Source organism: Deltaproteobacteria bacterium (assembly GCA_016183175.1).
Classification (GTDB): Bacteria; UBA10199; UBA10199; order UBA10199; family SBBF01; genus JACPFC01.
This window is the reverse complement of sequence record JACPFC010000095.1, coordinates 1-13,105: the sequence shown is the minus strand read 5'-3', so window position 1 is coordinate 13,105 and position 13,105 is coordinate 1. Positions and strand designations below refer to the sequence as shown.

Sequence of the window (13,105 nt, the reverse complement as noted above, 5' to 3'; positions counted from 1 at the left end):
TCGTTTAACGCATGTTTGATCAGGTTGTAGACGTTCTTTTGATCAAAAATTCCGAATGGCTCACCCCTTCCAGCTCAAGGTTTTTGACATTCGGTGCTTCCTCCACGACGGAACAGGGGTAAGGGGAGACGCGGTCGTCTTTCGAGTAGATGGAATAAAGCTTCACCCTTTTTGGAAAGGGGCCGATTTTAAGTCGTTTTAAAAAGTCCGACATCGGCGTCATCTGCCGAATGCTCTTGAAGATCAGCGCCGCCGGGCTGAACAGCGCCAGCATCGCCCAGGGATTGCCGTTGTGGGGGGCGCCCAGGGTGATGAGCAATTTCACCCGACGGTCTCCCCCCAGCCTTTTTACATAGTAGGTGCCGATCAACCCCCCCTTTGAATGACTGATGATCGAAAGTTTCCCGCGGAAGCCGTATTTTTTGGTGAGCCGTTCGATTTTTTCGTCCACGTAGGCGGCCAGATCCTGAATGGCGTGGGTGTTGAAAGTTCCGAAAATCCCCCCGAGGTTGATGGAAAAAACGGTGTAGCCGTCGTTGTACAGACGGCGTTCGAGAATGGAAAAGGTTCTGCGCGTGGCGCCAAACCCGTAGAGCAGAAGCACCGGATTTTTGCAGTGCCGAAGATTCGCCTTCCGTTCAATCCGGTTGCCGCGCAGGGTCAGGGCCACAATCGTTCCCCAGCTCCTGGTGCGCCGCAAAACGCGCCGGGCAACCCTTCTTAACGCCGATATGGGCATGTCTATTTTTCATGGGGCCCTGCTCGGCTCGCAATGTTGCTACCCGCAACTTCTTAATTTTGCTCGCCTCGCAATAGCCCCAAACCCCGCGCTCGCCACGGGCCCACAAAGGCAAGCCTGGCTTGCCTGCGTAGCAAAGTCGAAGACTTTGCGGAGTCAAAAAGCCCGATGGCTCGCTTAATCAAATTTTATCTTATTTTGACGCGGCTTGTCAAATCTTTCGACTGGCTTAAAGATGGAACAGTTATTGGTCTTCCGACGATTCGGCCTCGTCAGGGTCCTGTTCCTCTTCAGGGAGGACTGTCATTGGAGTCGGCTGGGATGCCGCATCGATTTCTTCGTAGGAAACGTCTGCCGCGTTCCCGGCGTCGTCGGGGAGGGTTTTCAGGAATTTTTCGTACTCTTCTTCCTTCAGGACACCCTGTTTGAGGTATCTTTGCGCCGTGCGCGTGTCGAGGTATTTGAGATCGGGGGTTTTCATCGTGTTGTTTTTTCAATCTCCATAATCACCTTGCCGTTCCGGAAAATCCGGACGTCGCCGGTGGATTCCGATATAACAATGGCGATGGCGTTTGTCAACGCGGTGATCCCGGCGGCGGCGATGTGACGGGCGCCGAGACCGCGGGGGATTTCGGACTCGTCGGTGGCGGCCCCCAGGTATCGGCCGGCCGTAATGACCTCGCCCTCGCCGGAAATGACAAAGGCCCCATCGAGGGCGGAAAATTCGCGGATCGTTTCCTTCAGGGCCGGGTTTAAAAGATTGCGTTCCTCCTCCTCGTATCCCTTGAAGGGGTTCATGATCATCTGCTTGGAGAGTTGCATCACCTTTTCTTCGTCCCCCAGGACAAAAATGGTGCCGATCGGCTTTCCCTCGCGCCCCTTGTTGGCCAATTCGATTGCGAGATTCAGGGCATGCTCGAAGACGGCCGGCTTGACCGTTTCGGGGATGTCGGCAAAATCGGTGCCGGTGATGATCTCCGACTCCCCGCCGATTTTGAAGGTCAAAAGAATATCAAGCTGTCCCAGTTCCGCCTTTCCCCCCAGAAAGACAAGGATGTCATCCGGCTCCACCAGTTTGGCCGAGATGGCCAGGATGACCGCCACCTTGATCATCCCGATGCGCCCGAGGGCGAGCTTGGGGAGGGTGATGATCTGCCCGCCGGCGGTTTTGCCTTGCCACCTGGTGGCTTCCGTGGGGGGATTTTTCTTTTTGGTGACCAGAATGATGCTTAATCCCTTGGGAAGAACCTCCGGGATCAGGTTGTCTTCCACGGCGTCGATGTAGATGAAAAAGTACTTGGCCTTTGCCCCCTTCGCGGCCTCGAGGGCGGCCCGGATCATCGCCTTGTTCTTTAAGCGGATCGCCTTGGCCTTTTCGGCTGTTGGATCTTTAGCGGGCATTGTTCTCTTTATATCTGATGGATTTTGGAATAAGACCTGGAAACCGCGTTGGCGAATGTTTTGTCCAAGGTCCACAATTCGGCCTTTCGCGCCATGGCCAGAGCCAAATAGCAGGAATCGTAAATTGTGGGAAGGCGATATTTTTTAGCCAGCTGGTAGGCCGAATACAGCATCTGGCTTGAACCATCGGTTTCAATTTTCAGTTGAAACGCGCCTTCAAGCGACTGGCCGGCCCATTTTTCGGTTCTTTCTTTCATAAAAACCTTTCGCCGGATAACCGACGCGATCTCATAATAAAAGAACGACGGGGCCACCAGATTTGCCCCTGTCTCCTTCCACTCCCGCATTTTTCCCGTGATCCGATCCTTTTGGCGCTCATCCAAAAAGAGGGCCAACAGCAGGCTTGCATCAAGACAGATATCGGTCATCGGCCGGCCTCTAAACGGATTTCCCGCAAAAGATCAACGGATGTTTTTTCTTTTTTCCGCTTTCTGGCCGGAAAGCGCTCGTGTATTTTTTTAACGGTCGATAAAAAGAGATCCATCCCTGAAGCAACGGTGTCCTTTTTTTTAAGCGCCTGAAAATCCTGAAAGGAAATGACGACCGCAACCGGTTTTCCCTTCTTTTCGACAATGACCGGTTCATGGCCGTAAATGGCGCGCCCCAGAACATCGGCGAACCGGTTTTTTGCCTCGGTGGCGGAAACAGCGGCCTGTCTTGCCTGTCTCATAGTAAAAGCTATTTTAGCCAAAATAGCTAAAATGTTCAAGATAAAACTTCCTGTCTGGAATAACCCCGGTTTCGTCTCTCCCCAATATCGTTATTTACCTCTTTAACTTTTTGAAGTAAACAGTCAGGGAATGTCCTGGAAAACATCGATTCTCGTTCTGACTGTCTGCGGGCAGTTCCTCTGTCTGCACCCCTCCCTGGCGTTCCAAAAGGGGGGGAACGAGAGCGATCCGTTCACCGTCATCTACGATGAAGGGCCGGTTCCAGTGACTCCTGGTAAAAGTTACACCTTCTCCGTCACCCTTCAGATCCCCGACGATTACTATCTCTACGCCGAAAGCGCCGACCTCCTCCTCGAAAATCCCGACGGCATCGTCCCCGGCGATCTCCAAAAACCGGAAGGGGTGAAAAAAGACGATCCCTTCTTTGGCCGGGTGACCGACGTCTATTATAACGAAGCGGTCATGGAGGTCTCGCTCCAAATGCCTCCGGACGCATGGACGGGGCAAAAAACCGTTTCGGGAAAAATTCAGTATCAGGGGTGTTCCGACAAACTCTGCTACCGCCTCATGCAGTTGCCGTTTGAAGTCGCCTTCACGGCCGCGTCAATGCCTCAAACAACCGAAATCAAAAAGGGGTGGTTTAAGAGTCTGGCCTCGCTTGTCCGCGAGAGGGATTTTGGCCGGATCACGGCGAAGGGGATATGGCTTGCCCTTCTGGTCGCTTTTATCGGCGGTCTTTTGACCGACCTGACCCCCTGTGTCTGGCCAATGATCCCGGTGACGCTGGCGATTATCGGCATCCGCAAAGACCGGAATTTTTCCCATAATCTTCTGGCAGTGGGGGTGATGGTTCTGGGGATGAGTGTCATGTATTCGATTTTGGGACTGCTGGCGGCAGGGGCCGGAAAGAGTCTTGGGTTCCTGTTTCAAAATCTTGTCTTTCTCATTCTTCTGGAACTGGTTCTTGTCTTCATGGCCCTTTCTCTTTTTGGGTTGTTTGATCTTCGTCTCCCCGCCTCTCTGCAGGCGCGGCTCGCCAAAATTCCCTCCACGGGTTATCGGGGCATCTTTTTTGTCGGCCTGACCATGGGGCTTTTTGCCGCCCCCTGCGTGGGGCCGGTGGTGGGGCCTCTTCTTGTTTTCGTGGCCGCCACCCGCGATCTGGTGCTTGGTTTTCTCCTCCTTCTTTTCTATGCGCTGGGGATGGGGGTTCTGTTTCTTGTGCTGGGTGCCTTTGCAGGGGCGGTCAAACTGAAAATCGGTTCGGGGGCCTGGAATGCATGGCTTAAAAAAGCCCTGGGGGTTCTGATGATCCTTGTCGCCGTCTATTATGGCCGGGTGATTTACGGCCAGATGACGGCGGTTGGTCCTCCGCAGAATGGCCTCTGGATCACCTCGCTTGACGAGGGGATGGCCCGCGCCGCCAAAGAAAAAAAACCGGCGATCGTCGATTTTTTTGCGCAGTGGTGCCCCCCCTGCCTTGAGCTCGATCGTCAGGTCTGGAGCCGTCCCTCCATCCGCGAAACGCTCTCCGAAAAATGGGTGGCGGTGAAAATCGACTGCACCCGGGACACCAAAACCTGCCACGAGGCGGTGGAGCGCTTCAAGGTGATCGGCTGGCCGACGGTCGTGTTTCTTGACCGTCTGCAGAAGGAGGCCGAAAAAGAGAGGCTGGTTGGAGAGGTGGTGGACGAGCGGGAGATGACGGAGATTTTGAATCGGGTTGAAGGGGAATAATGCAACTCATCGGTCTAAGACAGGCGCTTCTCGATGAAATGAAGCTCCCCGATTTCAAGGGGAGGCATCTCTTTATCGCCCGGCTCCGGCTGATTATTTTTCTTCTCTGCTGGCTGTTGTTTCTTGTCTTTTTTCCCGGCATCTGGAGGAGCGCCCCGTTTGTGCCGTTGGTGTTCAACCTCGGTTTTCTTGTCACCGCCCTCTGTTACGGAAATATCCTGAAGGGAAAACAGATTCTCCCGATGGTCGGGTTCGAGATTCTGGCCGATATCGTCAGCCAGACGGCGCTCATCTACCTTCTGGGGGCCGACTCCGTGGTGGTCTTTCTTTTTTACGGCATGTATGTCATCGCGGCGGGTTCCTTTTTCGGCTATCTGATGGCTCTGCTTTCCGCCACGATGGCCCTTGTCTCCTACTGCGGGCTTCTTGTCCTTTTGCAGTTGCAGATTGTCGCGCCGTTTGTTTTTCCCGGCGTCCGGACGGCGTTTTCACAGGTGAAGGATTTCGGCTATTTTTTCAACCTCACCCTTCTCCCGCTGGCGCTCGGCATCATTGTCTATGGGGCCCGCATCGCCCACTATTTTTCAAAAATCAAGGAACGCGCGCTGGAAACCCGGAATGTCCAGCTTTTGGCCCTGAACCGCATCGGCTCCACCATCCGCCGGGCGATGAATCTGAAGGCGGTCATCGATCAGGTGTTGAAAGGGGTGATTGCCGGGCTCGGGTTCGACGTCTGTTTTCTGGCCCTGTTGTCGCGTCACGAGGAAAAGGTGGTCTTTTATGTCCCGGAGGGGAACGAATTCACCGTCCGGATGGAGGAGATGCTGGGCTTTAAGATGCTGGATATGTTTCTGCCGCTCAACACGGTTGAAAATTCCGCCTATCAGTCGATCCTTAAAAACCGGGTGATCATCCGCAACGATTTTACCGAACTGACGCGCGGGCTGGTTCCCGAAATTTCCGGAAGAAAGACGGTGGCCATCCAGCAGGCGCTGGGATTCCGGAAATTCGTGATCACCCCGCTGGTGGCGGAACGAAAGGTTGTGGGGGCGCTTATCGGTGCCTCGCGCAAGGAATATGTGGAGGAGAGTGTTGTCGACACGCTGGACAATTTCGCCAACCAGGCGGCGATGGCGCTGGAATCGGCGCAGTTGATCGAGGAGCTTCAGAATAAAAACATCGAGCTTCAGGAGGCCAACAAGATCAAGTCGGATTTTTTGGCCATCATGAGCCACGAACTCCGGACGCCGCTGACCGCCGTGATCGGGTTTTCGGAGATTCTTCTGGAAGGGGTTTTGGGCGAATTGAACAGGGAACAGAAGGATTCCCAGCAGGAGATATTGAAAAACGCCGAAAATCTGCTTCATCTCATCAACAGCATCCTCGATCTGGCCAAGGTGGAGGCGGGAAAGATGGACCTCTCGGCCGAGCCGTTTGACGTGAGTCATGTGATTACGGAGGTGCAACAGACGGTTGCCCCGCTGATCACGCGAAAAAATCAGGAGCTGGTCACAAACGTCGGCCCCGATCTGCCGAGGCTCGTGGCCGACCCCCGCAAACTTCGGCAGATCCTCATCAATCTGGTGGGGAACGCCATCAAATTCACCCCCGACCGCGGACGGATCGAAGTCTCGGCCTCCTATTACAAAAAAACGGACGTTCTGGCCGAGGAATTTCAGCTTAAAGCCCGCCGCTTTTCGGGCACGGGGGTTTTTCGCATCGCCGTGAAGGATTCCGGCATCGGCATCAAGCCGGAACATCTGGCCCATATCTTCGACATCTTTTCGCAGGTCGATTCCACCTTCACCCGCAAGTATCAGGGCACGGGCCTTGGCCTCGCCCTGACCAAGCAACTTGTTGAACTGCACGGGGGTATCATCGCCGTGACCAGCGAATTCGGCAAGGGCTCGGAGTTCAAGTTTCTTTTGCCGGAGAGAATTCCCGGTACCCAAGAAGGGAGTAGTTGAATACATATAATTATAATAATTTTACATAAAATTTAAAAACATTTTAAATTCATATAGTTATTATTAAAATTGTATACATATGAATACTTAAAAGTTTATAATCCATTGTCAGGCCGACACAGAGGCGGTATCATGGGCCCATGAAAAAGGGGTCCGGGCAGATACGGCTTTTCGATTACCTCGATTATCGGCAATTCCTGAAAGACTGGTATGCCGAGGCCAAACGGGCCCGGGGCTCTTTTTCGTTCCGCGCCTTTTCGAAAAGGGCCGGATTCACTTCTCCCAATTTTCTCAAACTGGTGATGGATGGGGAAAGAAATCTCACCGAAGACAGCCTCTCCAAATTCGTGATCGGGTTGAAGTTGAACAAGCAGGAGGAGGAGTTCTTCCGCAATCTTGTTTTTTTCAACCAGGCGGTGGAGGAGGAAAAAAAGGCCCTTTATTATGAACGCCTCATCCAGTCGCGCAAATTCAACCAGCTGAAGCCCATCCAAAAAAGTCAGTATGAGTACTGTTCCACCTGGCATCATTCGGTCATCCGGGAGCTGGTGGCCTCGCGCGAATTCGATGGAACCCCCGAATGGCTCGCCCGGCGCATCTCGCCCCCCATCACCGGGGCGCAGGCCAAAAAATCGCTCGAGGCGCTGGAGAGGCTGGGGTTCATCGCCCGCGAGGGGGGGAGCTGGAAGCAGACAAGCGCCATTGTCTCCACCGGCGCGGAGGTAGCCTCGCTTGCCCTTTTCCAGTATCATCTGGAAATGCTCGATCTGGCAAAACATGTCATGCATACGGTTTCTGCCCAGAAAAGGGATGTGAGCGCCCTGACGCTGGGGGTGAAAAAGGAGAGGATATCCGAGCTGAAAAAGAAGATTCAGGAATTCAGACAGGAAATTTTAAAACTGGTTTCGACCGATTCCGATCCCGAAGAGGTGGTTCAACTGAACATCCAGATGTTTCCGCTGACGCGGTCAGTTGAAAGGCATCAACAATGAATATGCGCATCGAACATTTTGTCTTTATTGCATTTTGTCTTTTTGCCGCCTGTGCGGAAAACGAGGGGGGTTCCGAATTCGGCAATCCGTCCCGGCCGGTGATGGGCACCGTTGTGGATGGAGGTGGCGGCTCTGACCTCAAGAAACAGGCAGGCGACTGTCCGGCCGACACCGTTTCCGCCGTCGATTCCCGGGGCAACACCGCCTCGGCCTCCGTGGATTCGGTGTGCGATTTCGATCTCGATCTTACCCCCGGCAAGGCCTACTTTTTGAGCTTCACCCTCGACGGCGATTTTGTGGCGATCCTTGTCGTCCAGAACAGTCTCGCCACCCTTGAGTCGACCGTCTTTTATCTGGCGGATGGCGCAGATCCAGTCGATTTGGGTGAGATTCTGATTGCCGACGGTGAAGGGAGACCCACGAATCAACCGGCCGGCCAAAGCGATCGGAACGGTAACGGTGTGAATGATTTTGATGATGACGATGATGACAACGATGGACATGGCGATGATGACGAGGAAGATTGCGACCTCGACGGCTTCCTCGACGATGACGATGAAGACGAGTCGGACTGCGACGAGGAAGAGGATGAAAACGGCGAGTCCGGCGGGGAAGGCGATATTTTGCAGGTCGATCCGCGGAGTGGAGAAACCAACGTCGGCCTTTCCGAGGAAGTTGAAGTCCGCTTCGACTGCGACCTCGATTCTTCCACGGTGACCGCGTTGTCGTTTGTGGTTGAATCATCCTCGGACACCATCGCCTGCGAGTTTGAATTTGAGGGGGATGAGCTGACCTGCGAGCACGAAGATGACGATTTTGAGGCAAACACCGTCTACACGGTGACCCTTGACGGGATCGAATGTGAAGGGGGAACCGCCGTGGAGACAAGATCGTGGTCGTTTACGACCCGAAGCGAATAGAGTTGATCTTTTTAACCAAACAGGTGTCCGGGTGCCGACCGATACCGGCCGGCACGGCGGCACTCGAGGCCCTGTTTCTCATAACGGAGGAAATATGAAGTCACTTAAACAGACACTATGGTTGCTTGCGGCTGGTACGTTTATTCTTGCCGGCTGTAGCGGATCGGGTGGAGGCGGCGCCGGAAGCACCGCCGATACCGACGGAGGCCCGGCGACGGCCAGCTTCTCGGTCCAACTGGCGGCGGGAAGTCCATCCGCGCTGACAAAGGGGCTTTCAGCCGAAGAGGACGGCGATGAATCGGTTGAAACCGCCGATGCCTCGTCCGGCGTGATCGTCCTCACGTCTGCCCGGGTGGTTCTGGACCGGATCGACCTGAAATTGCCCGAAGGCGAAGACTGTGATACGCTCGAATTCGCCCTCGAGGACGGCGACTGCGGCGCCTCGAGTGAGGACGATGCCGAAGACGATGTGGAAGAAGACGATTCTTCGGAAGACCTCTCGTCCCTTCTGAATGAGGAGGACGATGGGGAGGACGATGACGCCGAAGATGAGGACGATGCCGAGGATGAGGCCGAGGACGACGATGACGACGCAAGCGAAAATGAGGATCACATCCGCATCGAAGGGCCGTTTGTCGTTGATATGATGACCGGTTTGGCTACACCGTCCTTGACCGATGTCACCGTTCCCTCCGGCAACTACCGGGAGATTTCGCTACGACTTCATGATCTGGACGAGGACTCAACGCTGGTGGAGGCCGGCGACGAGCTTTTGGGGAACAGCATGGATGTCGGCGGAACCTACAACGACGAAACGACCGAGAGGAGCTTTAAAATCGTGATTCAATTCGACGAACACATCCGTTACCGCAGTGATGCGGGCTTCGATGTGGCCGAATCGGCCGATGTCAACGCGATTGTCGTCTCGCTCTCGGTTGCCGACTGGTTTGCCGGCATCGACCTCGGCGCCTGCCTCGACAGCGGCAATCCGGACGTGGCGGATGACGGCACCTATGTCATCAACGAAGAAAACGATGAAGGGGATTGCCAGTTCACCGACGAACTGAAGCGGGCGATCAAGGACTCCGGATCGGTTGACCGCGAGGATGACGACGACGAAGACGACGATGAAGCGGAAGACGGAGAAGACGAAGACGAAGAAGACGATGACGATTCGGAGGATGAGGAGGACGAAGATTAAAAATTGACAAGAAAAGCTCCAAGAGCATAATGAGCGCCTTCTGCATGCGTAAAAAGCAAAAAAATCCGTTTTGCTTGAGCGGTGCGCTGGCGCTCTTTCTTTTTCTTTTGTGCGTCGGAAACGCCTTTCACTGGCACAAAAAGGGAGAGGTCAGGCACGGCGACAGTTGCGCCGTCTGCGCGGCGGTTTCGCAGTCCAGGTCCGCCGTTGTCACGCAACCTCTTCAACTCGGCCCCCCCTGCTTTAGCAAAACTTTATTTCATCAGAATAAAGAGTCGGTTGCCGTCGCGTCTCTTATCTCCACCCCTCCGTCCCGCGCTCCCCCATCCGTCTGATTCAAAATCATATCCTGTTGTTTGAGTCACTTTTTGATGGAGGAGAATATGCTTCGTCTTATCCTTTTTCTGGGAATGCTGGTTATTCCCCTATTGGTCCAAGCCCAAGAGCCCGATCAAAACACCGGACAGATCGGCCCGTTCAAATATCAAAAGCCGTCAGGGGCGGCATCGAAACTGATTCCCGATATTTCGGTGATCGGGACTTTTGCCGGCGGTTATTTCCGGGATGACCCCGGTCACGATCTCGGCGAAAACCCGTCGCGCACCGGATTTAATTTTCAGGGAATCGAGCTGGCCCTCCAATCGGTGGTCGATCCGTATGTGCGCGGAGATGTCTTCATCCTTTTCAAGGAGGAGGGGGTGGAGGTGGAAGATGCAACGGTTACGACTCTTTCGCTACCCCTTAATTTGCAGATCCGGGCCGGAAAAATGCTGGCCAAATTCGGTCGGCAAAATCCCCAACATCTGGAACAGCTCAATTTTGTCGATTATTCGGGAACCAACCGGCATTTTTTCGGGGACGAAGGGTTTTCCGAACTGGGTGTGGAACTGTCCGTTCTTTTCCCGACCTCCTGGTTTTCCGAACTTACCTTCGAATTCCTGCAGGGGGAAAATGAGGGGAACTTTGACGGGACGCGGAAGGGGGATTTCGCCTACCTGGGGCACTTGACCAACACGTTTGATCTTGCCCGGGACCTCACCATGCAAACGGGGATCAGCGGGGTGTTCGGTTTTAACGCGTCGGGCACGGGAAATCTGACCGAAATCTACGGCGCCGATCTCTATTTGCGGTGGAAGCCCTCGGTCCGGCGCGGCCTTAAATGGCAAAGCGAATATTTCCTGAGTCGTCGCACTGCGGCGGTCGGCGAGGAAGTTGAGGGGGGTTTCTATTCGCAACTGGTCGGCAAGTTTGCCCGCCAATGGGAGGCGGGAATCCGGTTTGAAAAGATCGGCATTCCCGATGAGGGTTTCAGCCGGTGGTCGCTCTCGCCGGAGATCACCTTTGTGGCCACGGAGTTTTTTCATTTGAAAGGGCAATACAATTTTGTCGATATCGCCGGAAATCCGAAAAAACAGCACGAGGCTTTTCTGCAACTTCAATTCAACATGGGAGTACATGGGGCGCATGTATTTTAATTTTATGAAAAAATTTATTTTGCTTTTGATGCTTGCAATATTTCCTTTGTCTGCCAACGCCAAAGTCAATATCGTCACGACTACTACCGACCTCGCCGCCATTGCGCGCGAGGTCGGGGGTGAGCTCGTTTCGGTGGAAAGTATCTGCCGGGGAGACCAGGATCCTCATTATCTGGAACCGAAGCCGAGCTACGTGGTTAAAATGAACCGCGCCGACCTGTTTGTCGAAGTCGGCCTGGATCTGGAGATCGGCTGGTTGCCGGTTTTGATGACGCAGTCGCGGAATCCAAAGATTCAGCGGGGTTCCACGGGCTATCTGGACGCCTCCCGGGATATTCCGGTGATTGAAATCCCGGCGGGAAAAGTCGACCGCTCGATGGGGGATATTCATCCCTTGGGGAATCCGCATTATTGGCTTGATCCGCGCAATGGCCTGATCATTGCCCGGGAGGTTGCCGACAAGTTATCTGTCCTCGATCCCGCCAATCAGCCGGCTTATCGAGACAATCTGGCTACTTTTGAATCGCGCCTCAAAAGCCGGATTGCGGCATGGCAAAGTTTGGCGGCCTCTTTGCGCGGCAAAGATATCGTCACGCACCACAAGGTTTTTTCTTATTTTGCGAATTGGCTGGGAATAACAATCGCCGACGTTATCGAGCCGAAACCGGGCATTCCCGCGCCACCGTCGCACATTACCTCTCTAATCGACCTCATCAAATCGCGGCAGATCCATTTGATTGTCTCCGAGAATTATTATGATCCCAAGCCATCGTGGGAGTTGGGGAAGAAGACCGGGGCAGTGGTCCGCGATTTGGCGACATCGGTTGGTGGAGAAACGGGAGTGACGACGTATGAGGGATTGTTTGATTACCTGATTGGAGAACTGAAGGGGGCCTTATGAACAACGAATTTCTTTTTTTGCTTCCCGCTTTTGTTGCCTGTCTGGTTTTGACCGGAATCCACACCTACCTGGGAATCCACGTGATCGCCCGGGGCGTGATTTTTGTCGACATCGCCCTGGCGCAGATTGCGGCGTTGGGGATGACGGTGGCCCTGCTTCTCGGTTTTTCGCTCGAATCCCAGACCGCCTATTTTTTTGGCCTCGGCTTCACTCTGGCGGGGGCCTGTTTTTTTGCCTTTTTTCGCGACGACCGCCTCCCCGAAGAGGCGTTGATCGGAGTGAGTTTTGCCGCCAGTTCCGCTTTGGCCGTTTTGATCGCCGATCGCATCCCGCACGGTTCCGAACATTTGAAGTTCATTCTTAACGGAAACATCCTTTGGGTCGGGTGGGGGCAGATACTCAAAACCGCCGTCATCTATTCCGTCCTCGGTTTTTTTCATTACCGTTTCCGCCATCCGTTTCTTCTGGTCTCCAATAATCCCGCCGAGGCCCGCAAACAGGGCTTGAAGCTCTGGCTGTGGGATCTGTTTTTTTACTCGTCCTTCGGCCTGGTCATTACCAGTTCGGTGCAGATGGCCGGAATCCTTCTGGTCTTTTCGCTTTTGATCGTCCCGGCCCTGATTGCGTTGCTTTTTACCGATCGTTTGAAAACGAGGCTGGTTGTCGGATGGATTCTCGGAACCGTGATCAGCGGGGGAGGCATTGCCGCGTCGTACGCCTGGGACCTGCCGACCGGCGCGGCGATTGTGGCGGCCTTTGGAATTACGCTGGCGGGGGCTGTTGTCATCCGGAAGGCCAACTGATATTATGACTCAATCGTGTCTTTCAATTATTCCCGAAAAGGTTTGACGGGCCTGTTTCCTCTGATTGCGGCGCTGGTTGTCTTTATCGCGATGAGTTGCAGTGGGGGGAGCGGAGGGGGAGATGGCGGTGATTCCACTGACGATACCGAAGACGGCATGGGAATCGGCGGGGCGGATGACGACACATCCGATCCGGGCCTGCCGGCGGTAAAAGTATCCTTTGAAGAGGCGCTTACCC

At 54.3% G+C, this 13,105-nt stretch carries 15 protein-coding genes; 10 read left to right on the top strand and 5 right to left on the bottom strand.

Going from position 1 to position 13,105, the window contains the following annotated elements; genetic code table 11:
* Window positions 1-19: 19 nt before the first annotated feature.
* The 5 genes from HYU99_09450 to HYU99_09430 all read right to left on the bottom strand — a co-directional run bounded on the left by HYU99_09450 (window position 20) and on the right by HYU99_09430 (window position 2,870).
* The gene (locus tag HYU99_09450; GenBank protein ID MBI2340570.1) at window positions 20-739 is read right to left on the bottom strand and encodes an alpha/beta hydrolase; all 720 of its coding nucleotides are present in this window, start codon (window positions 737-739) and stop codon (window positions 20-22) included.
* A 244-nt stretch (window positions 740-983) separates the two neighbouring features.
* A complete protein-coding gene (locus HYU99_09445) occupies window positions 984-1,220 on the bottom strand; it encodes a hypothetical protein (GenBank protein MBI2340569.1) in 237 nt (78 codons plus the stop codon).
* On the bottom strand, window positions 1,217-2,140 hold the full coding sequence (locus HYU99_09440; protein ID MBI2340568.1) for a DNA integrity scanning protein DisA nucleotide-binding domain protein: 924 nt from the start codon (window positions 2,138-2,140) through the stop codon (window positions 1,217-1,219). The genes HYU99_09445 and HYU99_09440 overlap by 4 nt, the downstream gene beginning before the upstream one ends.
* An 8-nt stretch (window positions 2,141-2,148) precedes the next feature.
* Window positions 2,149-2,568 carry a type II toxin-antitoxin system VapC family toxin gene (locus HYU99_09435; GenBank protein ID MBI2340567.1) on the bottom strand — a complete coding sequence of 140 codons (420 nt, stop codon included), beginning with the start codon at window positions 2,566-2,568 and terminating at the stop codon, window positions 2,149-2,151.
* Entirely contained in the window at window positions 2,565-2,870 is a 306-nt protein-coding gene (locus HYU99_09430) for a type II toxin-antitoxin system Phd/YefM family antitoxin (protein MBI2340566.1), read from the bottom strand. Before HYU99_09430 ends, HYU99_09435 begins: the two co-directional genes overlap by 4 nt.
* A gap of 130 nt (window positions 2,871-3,000) precedes the next feature.
* On the opposite strand from HYU99_09430, the gene HYU99_09425 reads away from it, so the two are divergent.
* The 10 genes from HYU99_09425 to HYU99_09380 form a co-directional block, all read left to right on the top strand.
* On the top strand, window positions 3,001-4,608 hold the full coding sequence (locus tag HYU99_09425) for a thioredoxin family protein (GenBank protein ID MBI2340565.1): 1,608 nt from the start codon (window positions 3,001-3,003) through the stop codon (window positions 4,606-4,608).
* A complete protein-coding gene (locus tag HYU99_09420) occupies window positions 4,608-6,575 on the top strand; it encodes a GAF domain-containing protein (protein MBI2340564.1) in 1,968 nt (655 codons plus the stop codon). Before HYU99_09425 ends, HYU99_09420 begins: the two co-directional genes overlap by 1 nt.
* 140 nt (window positions 6,576-6,715) lie before the next feature.
* A complete protein-coding gene (locus HYU99_09415) occupies window positions 6,716-7,567 on the top strand; it encodes a TIGR02147 family protein (GenBank protein ID MBI2340563.1) in 852 nt (283 codons plus the stop codon).
* Between the two features lie 2 nt (window positions 7,568-7,569).
* Window positions 7,570-8,487, top strand: a complete 918-nt coding sequence (locus HYU99_09410) for an Ig-like domain-containing protein (GenBank protein ID MBI2340562.1) — start codon at window positions 7,570-7,572, stop codon at window positions 8,485-8,487.
* A 94-nt stretch (window positions 8,488-8,581) separates the two neighbouring features.
* The gene (locus HYU99_09405; GenBank protein ID MBI2340561.1) at window positions 8,582-9,688 is read left to right on the top strand and encodes a hypothetical protein; all 1,107 of its coding nucleotides are present in this window, start codon (window positions 8,582-8,584) and stop codon (window positions 9,686-9,688) included.
* A gap of 29 nt (window positions 9,689-9,717) precedes the next feature.
* Window positions 9,718-10,023 (top strand): hypothetical protein, encoded by a 306-nt coding sequence (locus HYU99_09400; protein MBI2340560.1) that lies wholly within the window; start codon window positions 9,718-9,720, stop codon window positions 10,021-10,023.
* Window positions 10,024-10,071: 48 nt separating this feature from the next.
* Window positions 10,072-11,163 (top strand): hypothetical protein, encoded by a 1,092-nt coding sequence (locus HYU99_09395; protein MBI2340559.1) that lies wholly within the window; start codon window positions 10,072-10,074, stop codon window positions 11,161-11,163.
* A 4-nt stretch (window positions 11,164-11,167) separates the two neighbouring features.
* Window positions 11,168-12,064: a zinc ABC transporter substrate-binding protein gene (locus tag HYU99_09390; GenBank protein ID MBI2340558.1), complete on the top strand. Its 897-nt coding sequence runs from the start codon at window positions 11,168-11,170 to the stop codon at window positions 12,062-12,064.
* Window positions 12,061-12,867: a metal ABC transporter permease gene (locus HYU99_09385; GenBank protein ID MBI2340557.1), complete on the top strand. Its 807-nt coding sequence runs from the start codon at window positions 12,061-12,063 to the stop codon at window positions 12,865-12,867. Before HYU99_09390 ends, HYU99_09385 begins: the two co-directional genes overlap by 4 nt.
* Before the next feature lie 15 nt (window positions 12,868-12,882).
* Window positions 12,883-13,105 (top strand): hypothetical protein (locus HYU99_09380; GenBank protein MBI2340556.1); only part of this gene is annotated, 223 nt, incomplete at its 3' end.

Coding starts and splice junctions, on each gene's coding strand:
- HYU99_09450 (MBI2340570.1), bottom strand. CDS start 739: ATGCCCATATCGGCGTTAAGAAGGGTTGCCCGGCGCGTTTTGCGGCGC.
- HYU99_09445 (MBI2340569.1), bottom strand. CDS start 1,220: ATGAAAACCCCCGATCTCAAATACCTCGACACGCGCACGGCGCAAAGA.
- HYU99_09440 (MBI2340568.1), bottom strand. CDS start 2,140: ATGCCCGCTAAAGATCCAACAGCCGAAAAGGCCAAGGCGATCCGCTTA.
- HYU99_09435 (MBI2340567.1), bottom strand. CDS start 2,568: ATGACCGATATCTGTCTTGATGCAAGCCTGCTGTTGGCCCTCTTTTTG.
- HYU99_09430 (MBI2340566.1), bottom strand. CDS start 2,870: ATGAGACAGGCAAGACAGGCCGCTGTTTCCGCCACCGAGGCAAAAAAC.
- HYU99_09425 (MBI2340565.1), top strand. CDS start 3,001: ATGTCCTGGAAAACATCGATTCTCGTTCTGACTGTCTGCGGGCAGTTC.
- HYU99_09420 (MBI2340564.1), top strand. CDS start 4,608: ATGCAACTCATCGGTCTAAGACAGGCGCTTCTCGATGAAATGAAGCTC.
- HYU99_09415 (MBI2340563.1), top strand. CDS start 6,716: ATGAAAAAGGGGTCCGGGCAGATACGGCTTTTCGATTACCTCGATTAT.
- HYU99_09410 (MBI2340562.1), top strand. CDS start 7,570: ATGCGCATCGAACATTTTGTCTTTATTGCATTTTGTCTTTTTGCCGCC.
- HYU99_09405 (MBI2340561.1), top strand. CDS start 8,582: ATGAAGTCACTTAAACAGACACTATGGTTGCTTGCGGCTGGTACGTTT.
- HYU99_09400 (MBI2340560.1), top strand. CDS start 9,718: ATGAGCGCCTTCTGCATGCGTAAAAAGCAAAAAAATCCGTTTTGCTTG.
- HYU99_09395 (MBI2340559.1), top strand. CDS start 10,072: ATGCTTCGTCTTATCCTTTTTCTGGGAATGCTGGTTATTCCCCTATTG.
- HYU99_09390 (MBI2340558.1), top strand. CDS start 11,168: ATGAAAAAATTTATTTTGCTTTTGATGCTTGCAATATTTCCTTTGTCT.
- HYU99_09385 (MBI2340557.1), top strand. CDS start 12,061: ATGAACAACGAATTTCTTTTTTTGCTTCCCGCTTTTGTTGCCTGTCTG.